We start from the raw sequence: 14168 nt of genomic DNA, 5'->3' as shown, positions 1-14168 counted from the left end.
CTTTCGCGGGGAAGACAACCGAGAGGGGGCGAGTTCGTGCCAGGAACGATGAAAGCTGCGTCCTAGATCACTTTCGGGCCAGTCTCTGAGAAGGACCGCCAGGGCCGTCTCGAAGGATCCGCGGCTTGCTCCGGTTCGGACCGGGCTTGGCAAACGGCCGCTCCTTCGAGACGCCGCGACGCGGCGCCCCAGGATGAGGTTGATGGGTGCGGCTGCCGTTCCAAGGCGGACAACACGGCTTTCCCCGCCCTACTTTACCTGCGGCCCAGTGTCGAAGCGCGGGTTGGCGGTCTTGAGAACCGGCGTCTGTTCGGAAACATTCTCCCGGCTCTCGCGCCAGACGACAAAGATGCCCGAGGCGATGATCACTGCCGAACCGATGCCGACATAAAGATCCGGCGTTTCGGAGAAGAACAGCATGCCAAAGAAGGTTGCCCACAGGATCTGGCTGTATTGCAGCGGTGCGACAACGGCGGCCGGAGCGGCCTTGTAGGCAGAGATCGTGCAGAACTGGGCGATCACGGACAAAAACCCGATCGCGGCCATCAGGCCAAGGTCCACCAGTTCGACCGGAACGTAGACCGCCGGCAGGGTCATCGACATGGCCGCCATGGACAGGATCATCGGATAAAGGATCAGGACTGCCGGACGTTCCTTGCCGCCGAGCTTGCGCACCAGAATGGTCGACAGGGAATTGGCAAAGGCAGCCGTCAGCGCCGCCATATGGCCGAGAGAGAGCTCCGTCACGCCGGGACGTAAAACGATTAAAACGCCGATGAGACCGACGATCACGGCAGCCCAGCGTTGCGCCCGCACAGTCTCTCCCAGAAGCGGCACCGAGAGGGCCGTGATCAGAAGCGGCATGGCAAAGAGCAAGGCATAGACTTCGGCCAGGGGCAGAGCCGTGAAGGCATAGAAGCCACAGGACATGGCAATGATGGCAAGCCCGGCGCGCGCGACAACCAGCCAGGGGTGCTTGGGTCGGAAATTTGCCTCCGCCTTGTCCGCCATCATCATCATCATCATCGGCACGAAGGCGAACAGCATGGAAAAGAAGATGATCTGGAACACCGGATAGTCGGACCCAAGCGCCTTGATCAGGGCGTCATGGGTGGAAAACAGGGCAAACGCGATGAGCGCTGCGGCAAGTCCCTTGAGCGTTGCTGACATGGCAAGGCCTATTGTTCGGGTTCAGATCGAGCCCGCCGCAAAAACGGACTTCATGATGAGGGAAAAGGCGCCCCGTGGCCGTCCCACGCCTAACGCCGGAGGCCAGCGGATAAATGACCCGGAAATCTAGTTAGCAGACTTTTCCGGTTCACCAAAGAGGCACGATGGCTCTTCGATCTGTGCGCAAGAGCTTCAGCTCACATCTGTCGCGCAATCCGGTCCTTACACAAACACCCGTGCAAGCGCTGCCACGGCGAGCGCGGTCGCGGCCCGTTTCGGACCGGCAAATCCCGCTGCAGCCTGGCCGGGCACCATCAGGTTGACTCGGTTGAGATCGGCCGCTTCCAGATGATCGAGATCGGCCGACTTGGCGGCCTCTTCGGCTGCAATGCGGACTTCATCGAGCATGCGGACCAGGCCCTGCCAGATATGGATCGGCGGCGCCTCATCCGTGCTGCACCAGCGAACAATATCAGATTCAGGAACGTTCAAAGCCATGGCCGCCTCGGCCGGTTTCAAACCAAGATATCCCATCACATCACTGAAATTACTCATATAAATCCCCAAAGACGCAGAGCGCCCCGACTACCCGAGGCTCAATACTGCACTGCAATATAGCGAAAATCCAGCACTTTACGGAATCTGAGTTAACTTGTGCACCGGCAAACAATTTCCTGCTGGCTCGTCAGCCGGCAAACACAGGCATGGCCTTGGCAAGACTGCCATGCTTTGTCTCCGCCCCTGACCAAAAACACTTAGGCAATCCACCAATTATCTGAAAAACCTAGTGAAAATTGATATCGGTGGAAAACGACGGGCTGCCCAATTGTGCGGTACGGTTAATGATAGGTTTATTCAAGCAAATCACTTTGACCGCTGACGCCGCCGGACCTCTTTGGATGAAGTTCAAGGGAAAATCCTTCATTGCCATCGTTCTGAGCCCGGAACCGCCTTTCACGGGGTGGCTTCAGGAGATCGACCGCATCATTGCGCGCTCGCCGGGCTTCTTCATCGACCGGCCGATCATTCTCGACGTGCGCGGCAGCAAGATCCCGATCGAGGAACTCGAGCAGCTGCTGGAGGAACTGGGCAACCGGTCGATCCGGGTCATGGGCATTGACGGCGTTGCCGGCACCCGGCTCAAACCCGGCATGCCGCCAAGTTTTTCCGGTGGCCGGCTTGCGTCCGACATCGACGTGCCGACGCCGACAGAAGCAAAATCGGAACACGAAGAGACCGCCGCGGCGCAGACAGCCAAGGCATCCGAGACCGGTGAGAGTGTGTTTGAAGGTGAGGCTGAACCACCCGCGCCCAAAGGCACGAAAGCCGGCGGCAACGGCACGCCGGACACTCCCGAAAAACCGGCCGCGCCCGCCAGCATTGCCAGCGGATCGTCGATCGTCATCACCGAACCGGTGCGATCCGGACAAAGCATCCTGCACCCGGACGGGGACGTCACCGTGATCGGCTCGGTCAGCTCGGGTGCGGAAGTGATCGCCGGCGGATCGATCCATGTCTACGGCGCGCTGCGCGGCCGGGCACTCGCCGGCGTGTCCGGCAAGGACTGCGCACGCATCTTCTGCTCCAAGCTGGATGCGGAGCTGGTGTCCATCAATGGCCTCTACAAGGTCGCTGACGATTTCGAGAGCACCTTGCGCAACGCGCCTGCGCAGATCCGTTTCGAAAACGAGACCCTGGTCTTTGAAGAACTGAACTAACCCCGGTTCCCGCCGCCTCCGGGCGACGGGTCCGACAACAAAAACAGGACGAACACCATGAGCAACGCCACTGTCGTTGTGGTCACGTCGGGCAAGGGCGGAGTGGGCAAGACCACGACCACCGCCGCCATCGCCTCGGCGCTTGCCAAAGAGGGCTACCAGGTCTGCGCCATCGACTTTGATGTCGGCTTGCGCAATCTGGACCTGATCATGGGTGCCGAGCGCCGGGTCGTGTTCGATCTCGTCAATGTGGTCCGCGGCGAAGCCTCGATCAAGCAGGCCCTGGTGCGTGACAAGAAGCTGAACAACCTCTATCTGCTGCCAGCCTCCCAGACGCGGGACAAGGATGCGCTGACGGAAGAAGGCGTTGCCAGCGTCATCAGCGAGCTGCGCATGTATTTCGACTATGTGATCTGTGACAGCCCGGCCGGCATCGAACGCGGTGCCACGCTCGCCATGCGTCATGCGGACGAAGCCATCATCGTCTCCAATCCGGAAGTCTCGTCGGTGCGTGACTGTGACCGGATCATCGGCCTGCTCGATGCCAAGACCAAGATCGCCGAAGACGGCGGCCGCATGCCCAAGCACCTGATGATCACGCGTTATGACACGGAACGCGCCAAGACTGGCGACATGCTGGCCACCGATGATGTGGTCGACATCCTGTCCGTGCCGCTGATCGGCGTGGTGCCGGAAAGCAAGGACGTGCTGAAAGCCTCCAACGTCGGCCTGCCGATCACCCTGTCGGACGAAAACTCGCCGGCGGCCAAGGCCTATACGGAAGCCACGAGACGGCTCCTGGGAGAAAACATCCCGGTCACCATCCCGGAAGAGAAGAAAAGCCTCTTTGGCAAGATCTTCAAAGGGAGGGCCGCATGAACCTCCTGAGCCTCTTTGGCAAAAGGGGCGAAAGCGCCTCCGTTGCCAAGAACCGGCTGCAAATACTCCTGGCGCATGAACGGGCCGATGACGGCTCCGACGCGGTTCTGATTTCCAGCCTGCGGGAAGACATTCTCGCCGTTGTCGCCAAGAGGGTCGAAATCGATCCGGATTCCGTGCGCCTTGAAATGGACCGTTCCGGCGATGTCACCACGCTCGGCATCGACATCGAGCTGCCCTCCGCCCGGGCCTCCTGACACACAGCCTTGAGACCGGTCGCCACGCGGCCGGTCTTTCCCGAGCCGCCAGATCAGGCGTGCTTGGTGTCCGACTGGATCGGCACATGCCGAAAGTCGAGCAAGTCCGCCGAATAGACGGCCACCTGCCCCCTCCCCCGCCGCTTGGCAGAATAAAGCGCAACATCGGCCTGCCGGAGCAATTCCGACGGATTTTCCGAAAAGGCAATGCCAACGCTCGCGCCGAAGGAATAGGTGGCACCGTCCAGGTTTATCGGCCTGCTCAGCTGTTCCACGATGGCGCGCCCGGCCGACAGCACCTGCTCCCGCTTGGCGCGCCCAAACACGATGACAAACTCGTCGCCGCCCAGGCGAATGACCGTGTCATCCGCATTGGCCAGGTCCCGAAGGGCTTCGGCGACGTATTGCAGAACCAGATCGCCCGTCTCGTGTCCATATGTGTCGTTGATGTCCTTGAAGCGGTCGAGGTCGACATAGAGCAGCGCATGTCCGTCAGGCAGGGGCCGCTGCTCCAGGAGCCGCGCGATCTTTTCGTCAAGCATGCGACGATTTCCAAGGCCCGTCAGCGGGTCGCTCCTGGCCTGGTTTGCCAGCATCTCGCGTGTTTTCTCCGCCTCCAGTTTGGCGGTTTCCAGCTCGTGAACGGTCTCGCTGGCCCGTCGGAAAAACAGGCGTGCGGCTAGATACATGCAGCCAAAGACCAGCAGAAAACCCGCCCCCAGAAGCGGCAGGATGCGATGACCGGCCAGCGTCGGGTTCCAGACAAAGTACCCGAGTGTCTGCCCTCCGATAGACCGAATTTCGAAGCCGGCCTGCCAGAGATCTGGCGGGTCTTCCGTCAGTTTCAGCCCCGGCAGCCCATATTTGCCGGACAATTCAGTAAGTGTTTCTTCGCTTATGGGCTGAGCGAAAACCAGTATGTGATCCGTGCTGGTGTCACTCTCCTCATCGTATCCGGTGATCAGCACGGCGCTGGCCAGATACAGCATCGCGATATCACCAATCAGGCCGGTCGCCGGTTTCGGCGCCTTGTTTTTCTCGGTCTCGCGGGCCTTGGCAACCAGCTCTCCCAAAGACGATCCGTAGCGGGCCTGCAAATCGGCATCTCTCACGATATCCTTGATGACATGGAGCGTCGGCACACCTGCACCGTCGAAGACATGTACGCCTTCGATCTGCAATTCGGCCTGCATGTAGTTCACGAAGGTTTCGCGCACCCAGCCCATATTGACCTCGGGAACGAGATTCTCGACAGAGTCGTTCCAGTAGCCATATTCCAGCGTGATGTCGGACAGATGCTCTGTCCGATCGCCGAACATGGCGGAAAAGATCTTCTCGGAGGAGACGATGGAGTTGCGGTCGAGCGTGTAGGACAGAAACGACACGAAGGCCATGAGGCTGATTGCGCTGATCAGGATCGTGGCCCAGAACGGCCGTGAGAGGCGCCTGATCTCAAACGCCTCGGAATTTCCCGTGCCCGGCTGAGGGGCATGTGGCGAACCGTGCCTGACAGGTTCGTGGCGCACGCGAGCTTTCACCCCTTAGTTGCAGAACAACGAACTTTCGCATTCGTGAATTTAGATCAATCTTATTGAGCAAACACTCTTCATTCAATTAATAAAAACCTTGAGACAACAAATGCTTAGGAAGCATCGTTAAATAACTCCATCCCTCCCTCTACACTTAGTTACAAATCGCGATATAAGTTATTTGATCGTCTAAATATTCATCGATAAAAATGTCATATTCGCTGCAGCGCCGATGAAATTCGTCTTCCAACAGAAGATGCGGCGTCCGCCTGAAAACAGCATACGTCAGGTTGAGGTTTGCTTCTTTCCAATCAGTTTCGGCAACCGCCAGATAACGGGAAGCGACACAAGAGTGGCCGCGATCATGTAATAGACCGGCGCAAAATCGTCACCCGTCCGGCTGACGAGATAGGTGGCCACCATCGGCGTCGTGCCACCGAAGATCGCCAGACAGAAATTGTAACCAAGGGCGACAACGCTGCAGCGCAGATGATCGGGCGCCATGCGGGTGAGCGCCGTGATCGACAAGGCCCAGCCGGCGGTGCTGGCGAGGGTCAGGCCGAACTGTCCCAGAAAGACCAGGCCGACGGTTTTGTCGTGCATCAGCCACCAGCACGGCCCGGCGAGAACCAGTGTGGCAATCGCACCGGCAAGAAAGACCGGGCGGAGACCGAACCGGTCCGCCGCCCAGCCGCAGACCGGCACGAACAAGGCCATGATGATCAGGTTGATCGTGGTGATGTCGAGTGCGTCAGCCGATGAAACACCCGGTTCGCTGCCGAGATAGGAGACGGCGTAGACATAGATCACGAAATAGATGACCGAGGTCGGGATCAACAGCAGAACCATCTGCAGGATCAGTCCGAGATGGTCTCTGAGGCTCAGCCAGATCGGCGAGGGTTTGAAGGCCTCATCCGCCGCGACGACTGTTTCGGTCAGATGCCGGCGCAGGATCGCGCTGAAAATCGCCACCAGCGCACCGATCAGGAAAGGCAACCGCCAGCCCCAGTCTGTCATCTGTTCGCTGCTCAGAACCGAACTGAAGGCGGCCGGGACCGCCGATCCCAGCACACAGCCCCACATCATGGCAAAGGCCACCCAGGCACCTGTCAGCGCCTTTCGGCCCGGGCGCGCCTGCTCCACCAGCAAGACTCCGGAAGCCGTGTATTCGCCGGCCACAGAGATGCCCTGAACGATGCGGATGGCCACCAGGAGAAGCGCCGCGGTCACCCCGATCTGGTTATAGGTCGGCAGGACCGCGATGGCGAGCGAGCCCGCCCCCATCATCAGCACGGAAATCATCAACGCCGTCTTGCGACCGATGCGATCGCCGATATGACCGAAGATCACACTACCGATCGGCCGTGCAGCATACCCCACGGCGAGCACTGCAAACGCTGACAGGAGTGAGGCGAACCTGTCCTCTGAGGGAAAAAACAGTGTCGCCAGCGTTGGCGCCAGAAAGCCGTAGACCGTGAAGTCGTACCATTCCAGGACATTGCCACTGGCAGCGGCCACAATGGATTTTGGCTTAAGTTTGGTGACCGGTTCCGAAGTCGCCGACACGGGCAATTTCCTTCAATCCAAAGCTGTATGACGGGATCGACTTTCCCTTTTGACGGCATCCTATGGCGATGCGTCCAGCAGGGCCACCGGAATTGCATGACAAAACGGACAGGGTCGGAGGAAGCATCACAGTGCATTGTCGGTAGCCGTCATACCGCAATTTGCGGCTACCGGTTCGGCGGGCCTACCGTTGCGGCCCAAGCAGAGCCATGTCGCGTTCGGCGAGAAACAGGTTGGAATAGAGATTTGCGATCCACTGGCGGCCGGAGGCCGTGACCTTCAGATACTGGATTGCCTTCTGGATATAGGGGGCGACGCTATTCCAGTAGAATTGTGGGTAGCGATGCACCAGATCAGCCGGCGTGTCATAGCCCAGTTGCCGGTTGAGGCCGGCTTCCTCGAATTCGAAATAGAGCGCATTGGCCTTGCGGATGTAATGGGGATCGCCCAGCTGGCCGATGAAATCCGCGGCCCGGACCAAATTGGCATCCTCGCACAATGCCTCGTGTGCGTCCGGGATCGTGCTGGGAAACCGCGACCCCTCAATCGCGTTGGCGACGCGCTGCGGATCGAGAAGGCCCGTGCCGGTCAGGCGCTCGAACACGTAGAGCTTGGAACGGTCGACATGATAGGGCGTCAGCGCGGCATCCGAAGCCCCGCGCGGCAATTTCACCGTTTCTCCGGCCTCGTTGATCACGTAGCCGTCCGGCGTATCCTCCGGCAGTATGCCGCGCACATAGCCGATGTCATGGGTCAGGCAGGCAACGATGACATGGGCATAGTCTTCCGGCGCCATGTGTGTGTGCAGCGCCCTGCCCCGCAGGATGTCGTGACCGGCCATGGTGACCAGCATGGTGTGCTCGATATTGTGATAAAGCGCATCGCTGTTGCCGATACATTCCATGGCAATGCGAGCGAGCGAAGGCACGAGTTCGGCCAGTTCCGGTTCCGACTTGCCAAAGCGCCGTTGCACATAGGCGGTCAGGAAATCGCCCAGTGCGTCGGCCGCAAGTTCCGGCAAGGTGATCATGATACGGCCCGTCCCAGACTGGTTGCTCGCAAGGCTAGATTGGCCCCTGATTTGGCACCCTTGCGGAACGCGATGTCAAGTTCGTGAAAAACCGAAGGAAAATGTCGTTCAATAGGGTCAGGAAAGCACTGGCAATCGTTTTGCCATCTCGGACGTCTGCACCCAGCCGTCTCTTTCGTAAAGCGGCCGCGTCTTCTGGGTGGCGTGCAGAATGGCAAATGCAAGACCTCGGCGACTGAACTCGGCCTCCGCTTCCGCCATCAGGCGTTTGGCGATGCCCTGACCGCGTCTGTCCGGCTCGACAAAAAGATTGAGCACATAGCCGCGCCGCGCCTGATCCGGATGGAGCGGATGCGGCGGCCAGGCGATTTCCATGAGCCCGATGCCACCGACGGCCTGACCTTCCTGTTCGGCGATGAAGCCGTAATAGCTGCCGTCGCCCAGGCTCTTTTCCTGCCAGTCCCGGTAAGGGCCGGCCATGGATTCAAGAACGTCTTCCCCATCGCCCGCAGACCGGAACATCTCTTCCCGGTGACGACAGACGAGATCGAGATCACCGGGTGCAACCGGGCGAAGAGACAACGACATGAGCGGCCTAGGCCTCGTAGACGATCTCGCGGGTTTCGCGGAAGGTCACATCCGGGAATTTCTCGGTGACATGGCCAACTTCCCAGGCATTCTTGAACAGGAACACCGGTTTGTCGTCGCGGTCGTTGGCAATCGACATGCGATGCCCTTCCAGCATTTTCTGCAGGGTCTGGCTGTCGGTCTCGATCCAGCGCGCCGTGGTATATGGCACGGTCTCAAAGCCGATCTCGGTGCCGTATTCCGCCTTCAGCCGGTCGACAACCACGTCGAGCTGCAGGGCGCCAACAACGCCGACGATCCAGTTGGAGCCAAGATCCGGCTTGAAGATCTGAACCAGACCTTCTTCGGCCAGATCCTGCAGGCCCTGGCGCATCTGCTTGACACGCATGGTGTCGGAGAGACGCACGCGGCGCAAGATTTCCGGGGCGAAGGCAGGCAGGCCGGTCACATGAATGTTCTCGCCTTCCGTCAGCGTATCGCCGACACGGAGCTGGCCGTGGTTGGGCACGCCGATGACGTCGCCCGGATAGGCGAGATCGGCAATCTCGCGCTCTTCGGCGAAGAAGAAGATCGGCGCAGAAACGGCGATCTGCTTGCCGGCACGCACGTGTTTCAGCTTCATTCCGCGCTTGAACGTGCCGGAGCACAGGCGCATGAAGGCAATCCGGTCGCGGTGCTTCGGGTCCATGTTGGCCTGGACCTTGAAGACAAAGCCGGTAACCTTGTCCTCTTCCGGCATGATGGTGCGCCCGCCGGTGGCCGGCTGGGAATGCGGCGGCGGTGCGAATTCGGCGATGAAGTCGAGGATTTCCTCAATGCCGTAATCGCGCAGTGCGGACCCGAAAAAGACCGGTGTCAGATGACCTTCCAGGAAGCTTTCCTTGTCGAAGGCCGTGTAGCCTTCCGCGCCCAGTTCCACATTCTCGGTGAGTTCGTCCATGATGCGGTCGAAGACCGTGCCGGTCAGGATCTCGTCGTCGAGGCCGGAGACGGTCTTGGTCTCGGCATAGGGTCCGCCGCGCTCGCCTTCGGAGGTATGGAACTTCTTGTTCTGCCAGTCATAGACGCCGAAGAAATCGGAGCCCATGCCGACCGGCCAGGTCTGCGGGCAGACATCCAGCGCCAGCGCTTCCTGGACCTCGTCGAGGATTTCCAGGGCGTGACGGCCCTCGCGGTCGATCTTGTTGACGAAGGTGATGATCGGAATGTCGCGCAGGCGGCAGACCTCGAACAGCTTGCGGGTCTGGGTCTCGATGCCCTTGGCGGCATCGATCACCATAATGGCCGCGTCAACGGCGGTCAGCGTGCGGTAGGTGTCTTCGGAAAAGTCCTCGTGGCCCGGCGTGTCGAGCAGATTGTAGACAATGCCCTTGCGTTCGAAGGTCATGACCGACGAGGAGACGGAAATGCCGCGTTCCTGTTCGATCTTCATCCAGTCCGAGCGCGCGCGGCGGCGTTCGCCGCGGGCACGGACCTGACCGGCGGCCCGGATGGCGCCACCAGACAGGAGCAGCTTTTCCGTCAGCGTGGTCTTACCGGCATCCGGGTGGGAAATGATCGCAAAGGTGCGCCGGGCCTGGTAGGGCGCAACACCGTTCTGACTGGCCATAAAGATCTCCTGATCCGCCGGTCCGGCGAGGCTGCGCCAACGCTGCGGGAAACCCGGTGCGCGCCTTCACTCACAAAAGCCGGACGGATTGATGTTTCGTTGGCGCAAGGTCATAAAAGGAAAGCATGGTTTTTTCCAGTCTCAAGGTGTCTCGAAGGCATAAACAATTGATCGTGACTGGAACGAATGACAGATTTCGGGGATTTCAAATTGATCTTTGCACCCTCAACGCGCCCCATAGCCGCGTCTATTTTCGTTGCAAGTTTTACTCTTTTCCTACTAGCGCCGACCGGATTCACTTTTTCGGAAGCAAATGAGTCCTTAGCCAGTTCGAGTTGTCCAACGGCCTGGCTAAGTATCATTGAAGAGGTAGCCACCGTTGGCGTGACACTTCCAAAAGACAAAAATGTAATTCTTTTTTCAGGTCCAGATGGGCGTGTCTTTAATTGCCTTGATGCGAAGATTTCAATGGCGGATTTCGAAGCAGTAAGCGCGTATCAAAGTGGTTTAACACTAGCTATGGCGCAGAGAAGGTTGGAAGACCCTAGCACTGATACGGGATATTGCGATTATGGTTCTTTCCCACATCCGACGGCAACCATTCATTACATGATCAATCTGCCCTACGAGGGCTCGGAGCTTCGCAGCGAGAAATGCTCAAACCGACTTAGAACATATCTGAAATTTCTGAGCGAAAAGAAATAGAGACATCGACTCGGCTGCAAAGCCCGCAAGCTCAAAACCAAAAAGGCAAACCCGCATATGAGCCACAGCAAATGCCTGATCATCGGCATCCTCATGATTGCCGCCACCGCCGCCATTCTTCTGGCCATGGGGCGGATCCCGATCTGTGACTGCGGCTATGTGCTTTTGTGGACCCCGGCGGACGATCTGGCTGGGTCCTCGCAGCACATCGCCGACTGGTACACCTTCTCGCATATCATTCACGGCTTCATCTTCTACTGGGTGCTGTGGCTCGCCTTCCGGCGGCATTCCGTCTGCGAACGGGCGCTCGGGGCGATCTTCATCGAGGCCGCCTGGGAAGTTGCGGAAAACAGCCCGTGGATCATCGACCGCTACCGGGAGGCCACCATCGCCGTCGGCTATACCGGCGACAGCGTCCTCAACTCGGTCTTCGACATTATCTGGATGCTCGCCGGCTTCTTCTTCGCCTGGCGCATGCCGGTCTGGGTGACCATTCTGACGGCCATCGTCTTTGAATTACTGGCACTCTGGGTGATCCGGGACAATCTCACACTGAACGTTCTGATGCTGGTTTACCCGGTGGAGGCGATCAAGGTCTGGCAGGGCGGATAGGTGGTCTAACAAGTTCCGCTGTCGTGGCATTCAGTTTCCCTGCCCTGGCAACCTCACTGCTGTCATCCCGGCCAAGCGTAGCGCGAGCCGGGACCCAGTAAACGCCCGGCGACCGCGCTGGACGTCCAACGGCAAATCCCGGTGAGTACTGGGTCCCCGCCTTCGCGGGGATGACAATGGAGAGGTCGGGGCAATCAGCGTGCCTTCTATGCGTGGGCAATCTTCGTTTGGTCGCGCAAATCGGTTCACGAGATAGCCCGTTCTTCCTGCCCACCCTTGTCATCCCGGCCAAGCGTAGCGCGAGCCGGGCCCCAGTAAACGCCCGTCGCTCCCGTTGGATGTCTTACGGCAAACCCAGATGGTTACTGGGTCCCCGCCTTCGCGGGGATGACAAAGGAGGGGTTGGAGCGTGCGGGGGGGCCTTTTTTGGGTCTAAGAAACCTTCGTCTGGTCGAGCAGGTCGTATCACCAGAAGGCCCGTTCTTCCTGCCCCCTTGTCATCCCGGCCAAGCGCAGCGCGAGCCGGGACCCAGTAGAAGCCCAACGCCCGCGTTGGATGTCTTACGGCAAACCCAGATGGTTACTGGGTCCCCGCCTTCGCGGGGATGACAAAGAAGGTGTTTCAGCCCCCTTTTCTTCGTCATTGCAGGACTTGATCCTGCAATCCAGGCCGTGACCGACCTTCGAAGCACAGCCTGGCAGTCAACGGGTTCAACGGCAGGGTTCCCATGGTCAAGCCATGGGATGACGGAGACAGGGGTGGAAAGGCCGGTTTTCAAAAAAGCCGGCCTTTTCCCGGGTCTAGGGCTTGACCGGCGGCACGACGTCGACCATCAGCGACGCCCTGCGCATGGTTGCCGGCTCGGCGGCCGTGTTGCCGGCGTGATCCTCTTCCTCGTCTTCCGGATCCAGATCAATGAGGATCAGGTTCTCAAGGAAGGCGATCAGCGCTGCGCGGTCGCTTTCCTCCAGCGCTTCATATGCCAAACGACTGGCTTCTGCTTCACCGCCATGGGCCAGGATGGCCTCCTCCAACGTGGTCGCGTTGCCATCATGAAGCCAGGGACCGGTGGAGCCGACACCCGCCAGTGACGCCGTCGGCCAGACGGAGGCGCCAAAGCCGTGCACATCGACCGCATCGGCCAGTTTCGGGCCCATATCGTGACGTTTGAAGTCCGAATACCAGGCGATCAGGGCCGAGCCGTTCTCGTCCGTCGGAAAAGCACCCAGATTGACCGTCTTGCCGCCGATCTCGACATGGTTGTTGGGCACATCCTTGGTCAGGTCGAACCAGATGGCCGTGTCGCCTGACAGCCCTGCGTCCAGTGCCTTTTGTCCGGAGGGCAGGACGTCCTCGCGAAACCCCTCCTGCAGGCTCGGTTCGCTGAAGAGCGGCGTGGACACCTTCATCACCGGAAGATGACAGCCGGTGCACTTGGCCTCCGCCAGGACCTTCTCACCGCGTTCGATGCGGGCTTTCTCGTCGGGCTCAAGGGACAGTATGCCCTTTTCATGCAGTTCCAGTTTCGAGACCGGCCGCTCCAGCGCCGCCATGTAGATCGAAAGCGCCGTCAGGTCGCCGACCGTGAGCTCGCCGGTCACCCCGTCATGGTCGCCGTCGTGGCTGCCCACAAGCTCATCAGCCTGCATGCCGAGTTCGTTGTGGGCCGCGTGGCGGGTGAAGGCGCGGATCGTGGAATGCGTGCCCTTCCAGCCAAACATCTTCACGACCAGGTCTTCGTCAACGCCCTCGACCGCCGTCCGGTCATAATCGGCAATGCAGATGCCGGATTGAGGGTCGCGCATGGGATGGGCCGACAGCGTGCCGAAGCTGACCGATTTGGCATGCAGCTCGATCGTCGCGCTTTGATTGAGCGTGCAGACTTCCTGTTCAAGCTTGGCTTCCTGCGCCTTCAGGCTTTCCGTCATTTCCTCCGCGATACGCTGCACGGCGCCAAGCGCAAAGAGATGAGGTGTGTTTCTGTGCAGATACTTGGACGGATCGCCCATATGCAGCGGGTCAACCACGCCATTGAGCGGGTTGGACCCGGCGCCGTTGGCATAGGGCGCGGAATGACACGAAATGCAGGACTGGGCGACAGGGCCGGTCTCGCGCCGGGGCAGATGGGTGGTCCATTCCCCGAAGGCCTTGAGGTCAGCGCGCGGCATGCGCGTGAACCGGCGGCCGTCCTGGCTGACCTTGGCCCCGACACCCCGTTGCGCGGAGAAAGAGGCTTCGGTCAGTTCATCCCCGGCCTCAAAGGCCTCGATAAACGCTGCCTGGGGGTCTTCCTGAACAAGCGCGTTGAGATGGCCTTGTTCCACTGGCTCCGGTTCCTCCGCAAGTCCCGTCCCCGACAGACCACAGGTCAAGATCGCACACAGAATTCCGAGCTGGCTTTTTGCTGGCAAAAACATGATTCCCGCCCTTTTGTTTTCATTTCGAGAAGTAAGGGAGGTCACAATTATGTGAGATTTAGGCAAAAAGAGGGAGTAAAAACTTTT

At 59.6% G+C, this 14168-nt stretch carries 13 protein-coding genes; 5 read left to right on the top strand and 8 right to left on the bottom strand.

The genetic code is table 11. From position 1 onward, the window contains the following. Positions 1 to 249 precede the first annotated feature (249 nt). Positions 250 to 1170: a DMT family transporter gene (locus tag CHH27_RS00170; RefSeq protein WP_094069775.1), complete on the bottom strand. Its 921-nt coding sequence runs from the start codon at positions 1168 to 1170 to the stop codon at positions 250 to 252. 222 nt (positions 1171 to 1392) lie between these two features. Beyond that, positions 1393 to 1725 (bottom strand): hypothetical protein, encoded by a 333-nt coding sequence (locus CHH27_RS00165; RefSeq protein ID WP_157738628.1) that lies wholly within the window; start codon positions 1723 to 1725, stop codon positions 1393 to 1395. Between the two features lie 344 nt (positions 1726 to 2069). On the opposite strand from CHH27_RS00165, the gene minC reads away from it, so the two are divergent. From minC to minE, 3 genes are read left to right on the top strand one after another with little or no spacing between them, the layout of a single operon-like run. Beyond that, the gene (minC, locus tag CHH27_RS00160; protein ID WP_094069773.1) at positions 2070 to 2888 is read left to right on the top strand and encodes a septum site-determining protein MinC; all 819 of its coding nucleotides are present in this window, start codon (positions 2070 to 2072) and stop codon (positions 2886 to 2888) included. A gap of 57 nt (positions 2889 to 2945) precedes the next feature. Further along, positions 2946 to 3767 carry a septum site-determining protein MinD gene (gene minD / locus CHH27_RS00155; RefSeq protein ID WP_094069772.1) on the top strand — a complete coding sequence of 274 codons (822 nt, stop codon included), beginning with the start codon at positions 2946 to 2948 and terminating at the stop codon, positions 3765 to 3767. Then, positions 3764 to 4024 carry a cell division topological specificity factor MinE gene (minE, locus tag CHH27_RS00150; RefSeq protein ID WP_094069771.1) on the top strand — a complete coding sequence of 87 codons (261 nt, stop codon included), beginning with the start codon at positions 3764 to 3766 and terminating at the stop codon, positions 4022 to 4024. Before minD ends, minE begins: the two co-directional genes overlap by 4 nt. A 53-nt stretch (positions 4025 to 4077) precedes the next feature. Here minE and CHH27_RS00145 read toward each other — a convergent pair whose 3' ends face one another. The 5 genes from CHH27_RS00145 to CHH27_RS00125 all read right to left on the bottom strand — a co-directional run bounded on the left by CHH27_RS00145 (position 4078) and on the right by CHH27_RS00125 (position 10346). Continuing rightward, entirely contained in the window at positions 4078 to 5550 is a 1473-nt protein-coding gene (locus CHH27_RS00145) for a diguanylate cyclase domain-containing protein (protein WP_094069770.1), read from the bottom strand. Positions 5551 to 5838: 288 nt separating this feature from the next. Continuing rightward, a complete protein-coding gene (locus tag CHH27_RS00140; RefSeq protein WP_094069769.1) occupies positions 5839 to 7119 on the bottom strand; it encodes an MFS transporter in 1281 nt (426 codons plus the stop codon). A 184-nt stretch (positions 7120 to 7303) separates the two neighbouring features. Then, on the bottom strand, positions 7304 to 8149 hold the full coding sequence (locus CHH27_RS00135; RefSeq protein WP_094069768.1) for a metal-dependent phosphohydrolase: 846 nt from the start codon (positions 8147 to 8149) through the stop codon (positions 7304 to 7306). Positions 8150 to 8266: 117 nt separating this feature from the next. Further along, on the bottom strand, positions 8267 to 8737 hold the full coding sequence (locus tag CHH27_RS00130; RefSeq protein WP_094069767.1) for a GNAT family N-acetyltransferase: 471 nt from the start codon (positions 8735 to 8737) through the stop codon (positions 8267 to 8269). A 7-nt stretch (positions 8738 to 8744) separates the two neighbouring features. Beyond that, positions 8745 to 10346: a peptide chain release factor 3 gene (locus tag CHH27_RS00125; RefSeq protein ID WP_094069766.1), complete on the bottom strand. Its 1602-nt coding sequence runs from the start codon at positions 10344 to 10346 to the stop codon at positions 8745 to 8747. A gap of 186 nt (positions 10347 to 10532) precedes the next feature. Between CHH27_RS00125 and CHH27_RS27500 the strand changes: the two genes are divergently transcribed. Then, positions 10533 to 11051, top strand: coding sequence for a hypothetical protein (locus CHH27_RS27500; protein ID WP_157738627.1), 519 nt, complete (start codon positions 10533 to 10535; stop codon positions 11049 to 11051). Between the two features lie 57 nt (positions 11052 to 11108). Beyond that, on the top strand, positions 11109 to 11663 hold the full coding sequence (locus tag CHH27_RS00120; RefSeq protein ID WP_094069765.1) for a DUF2585 domain-containing protein: 555 nt from the start codon (positions 11109 to 11111) through the stop codon (positions 11661 to 11663). An 801-nt stretch (positions 11664 to 12464) separates the two neighbouring features. On the opposite strand, the gene CHH27_RS00115 is transcribed toward CHH27_RS00120, so the two are convergent. Next, a complete protein-coding gene (locus CHH27_RS00115; RefSeq protein WP_094069764.1) occupies positions 12465 to 14081 on the bottom strand; it encodes a di-heme oxidoredictase family protein in 1617 nt (538 codons plus the stop codon). Between the last annotated feature and the right edge of the window lie 87 nt (positions 14082 to 14168).

Origin of the sequence: Labrenzia sp. VG12 (genome assembly GCF_002237595.1) — a bacterium.
Classification (GTDB): Bacteria; Pseudomonadota; Alphaproteobacteria; order Rhizobiales; family Stappiaceae; genus Roseibium.
The sequence above is the reverse complement of the archived record's forward strand: the minus strand, read 5'-3'. Positions and strand labels throughout refer to the sequence as shown.

What these genes read in the sequence shown, in the direction of transcription:
- CHH27_RS00165 (WP_157738628.1), bottom strand. Translation starts at nt 1,725, where the DNA reads ATGAGTAATTTCAGTGATGTGATGGGATATCTTGGTTTGAAACCGGCC.
- CHH27_RS00130 (WP_094069767.1), bottom strand. Translation starts at nt 8,737, where the DNA reads ATGTCGTTGTCTCTTCGCCCGGTTGCACCCGGTGATCTCGATCTCGTC.
- CHH27_RS00120 (WP_094069765.1), top strand. Translation starts at nt 11,109, where the DNA reads ATGAGCCACAGCAAATGCCTGATCATCGGCATCCTCATGATTGCCGCC.
- CHH27_RS00125 (WP_094069766.1), bottom strand. Translation starts at nt 10,346, where the DNA reads ATGGCCAGTCAGAACGGTGTTGCGCCCTACCAGGCCCGGCGCACCTTT.
- CHH27_RS00135 (WP_094069768.1), bottom strand. Translation starts at nt 8,149, where the DNA reads ATGATCACCTTGCCGGAACTTGCGGCCGACGCACTGGGCGATTTCCTG.
- minE (WP_094069771.1), top strand. Translation starts at nt 3,764, where the DNA reads ATGAACCTCCTGAGCCTCTTTGGCAAAAGGGGCGAAAGCGCCTCCGTT.
- CHH27_RS27500 (WP_157738627.1), top strand. Translation starts at nt 10,533, where the DNA reads ATGACAGATTTCGGGGATTTCAAATTGATCTTTGCACCCTCAACGCGC.
- minC (WP_094069773.1), top strand. Translation starts at nt 2,070, where the DNA reads ATGAAGTTCAAGGGAAAATCCTTCATTGCCATCGTTCTGAGCCCGGAA.
- minD (WP_094069772.1), top strand. Translation starts at nt 2,946, where the DNA reads ATGAGCAACGCCACTGTCGTTGTGGTCACGTCGGGCAAGGGCGGAGTG.
- CHH27_RS00115 (WP_094069764.1), bottom strand. Translation starts at nt 14,081, where the DNA reads ATGTTTTTGCCAGCAAAAAGCCAGCTCGGAATTCTGTGTGCGATCTTG.
- CHH27_RS00170 (WP_094069775.1), bottom strand. Translation starts at nt 1,170, where the DNA reads ATGTCAGCAACGCTCAAGGGACTTGCCGCAGCGCTCATCGCGTTTGCC.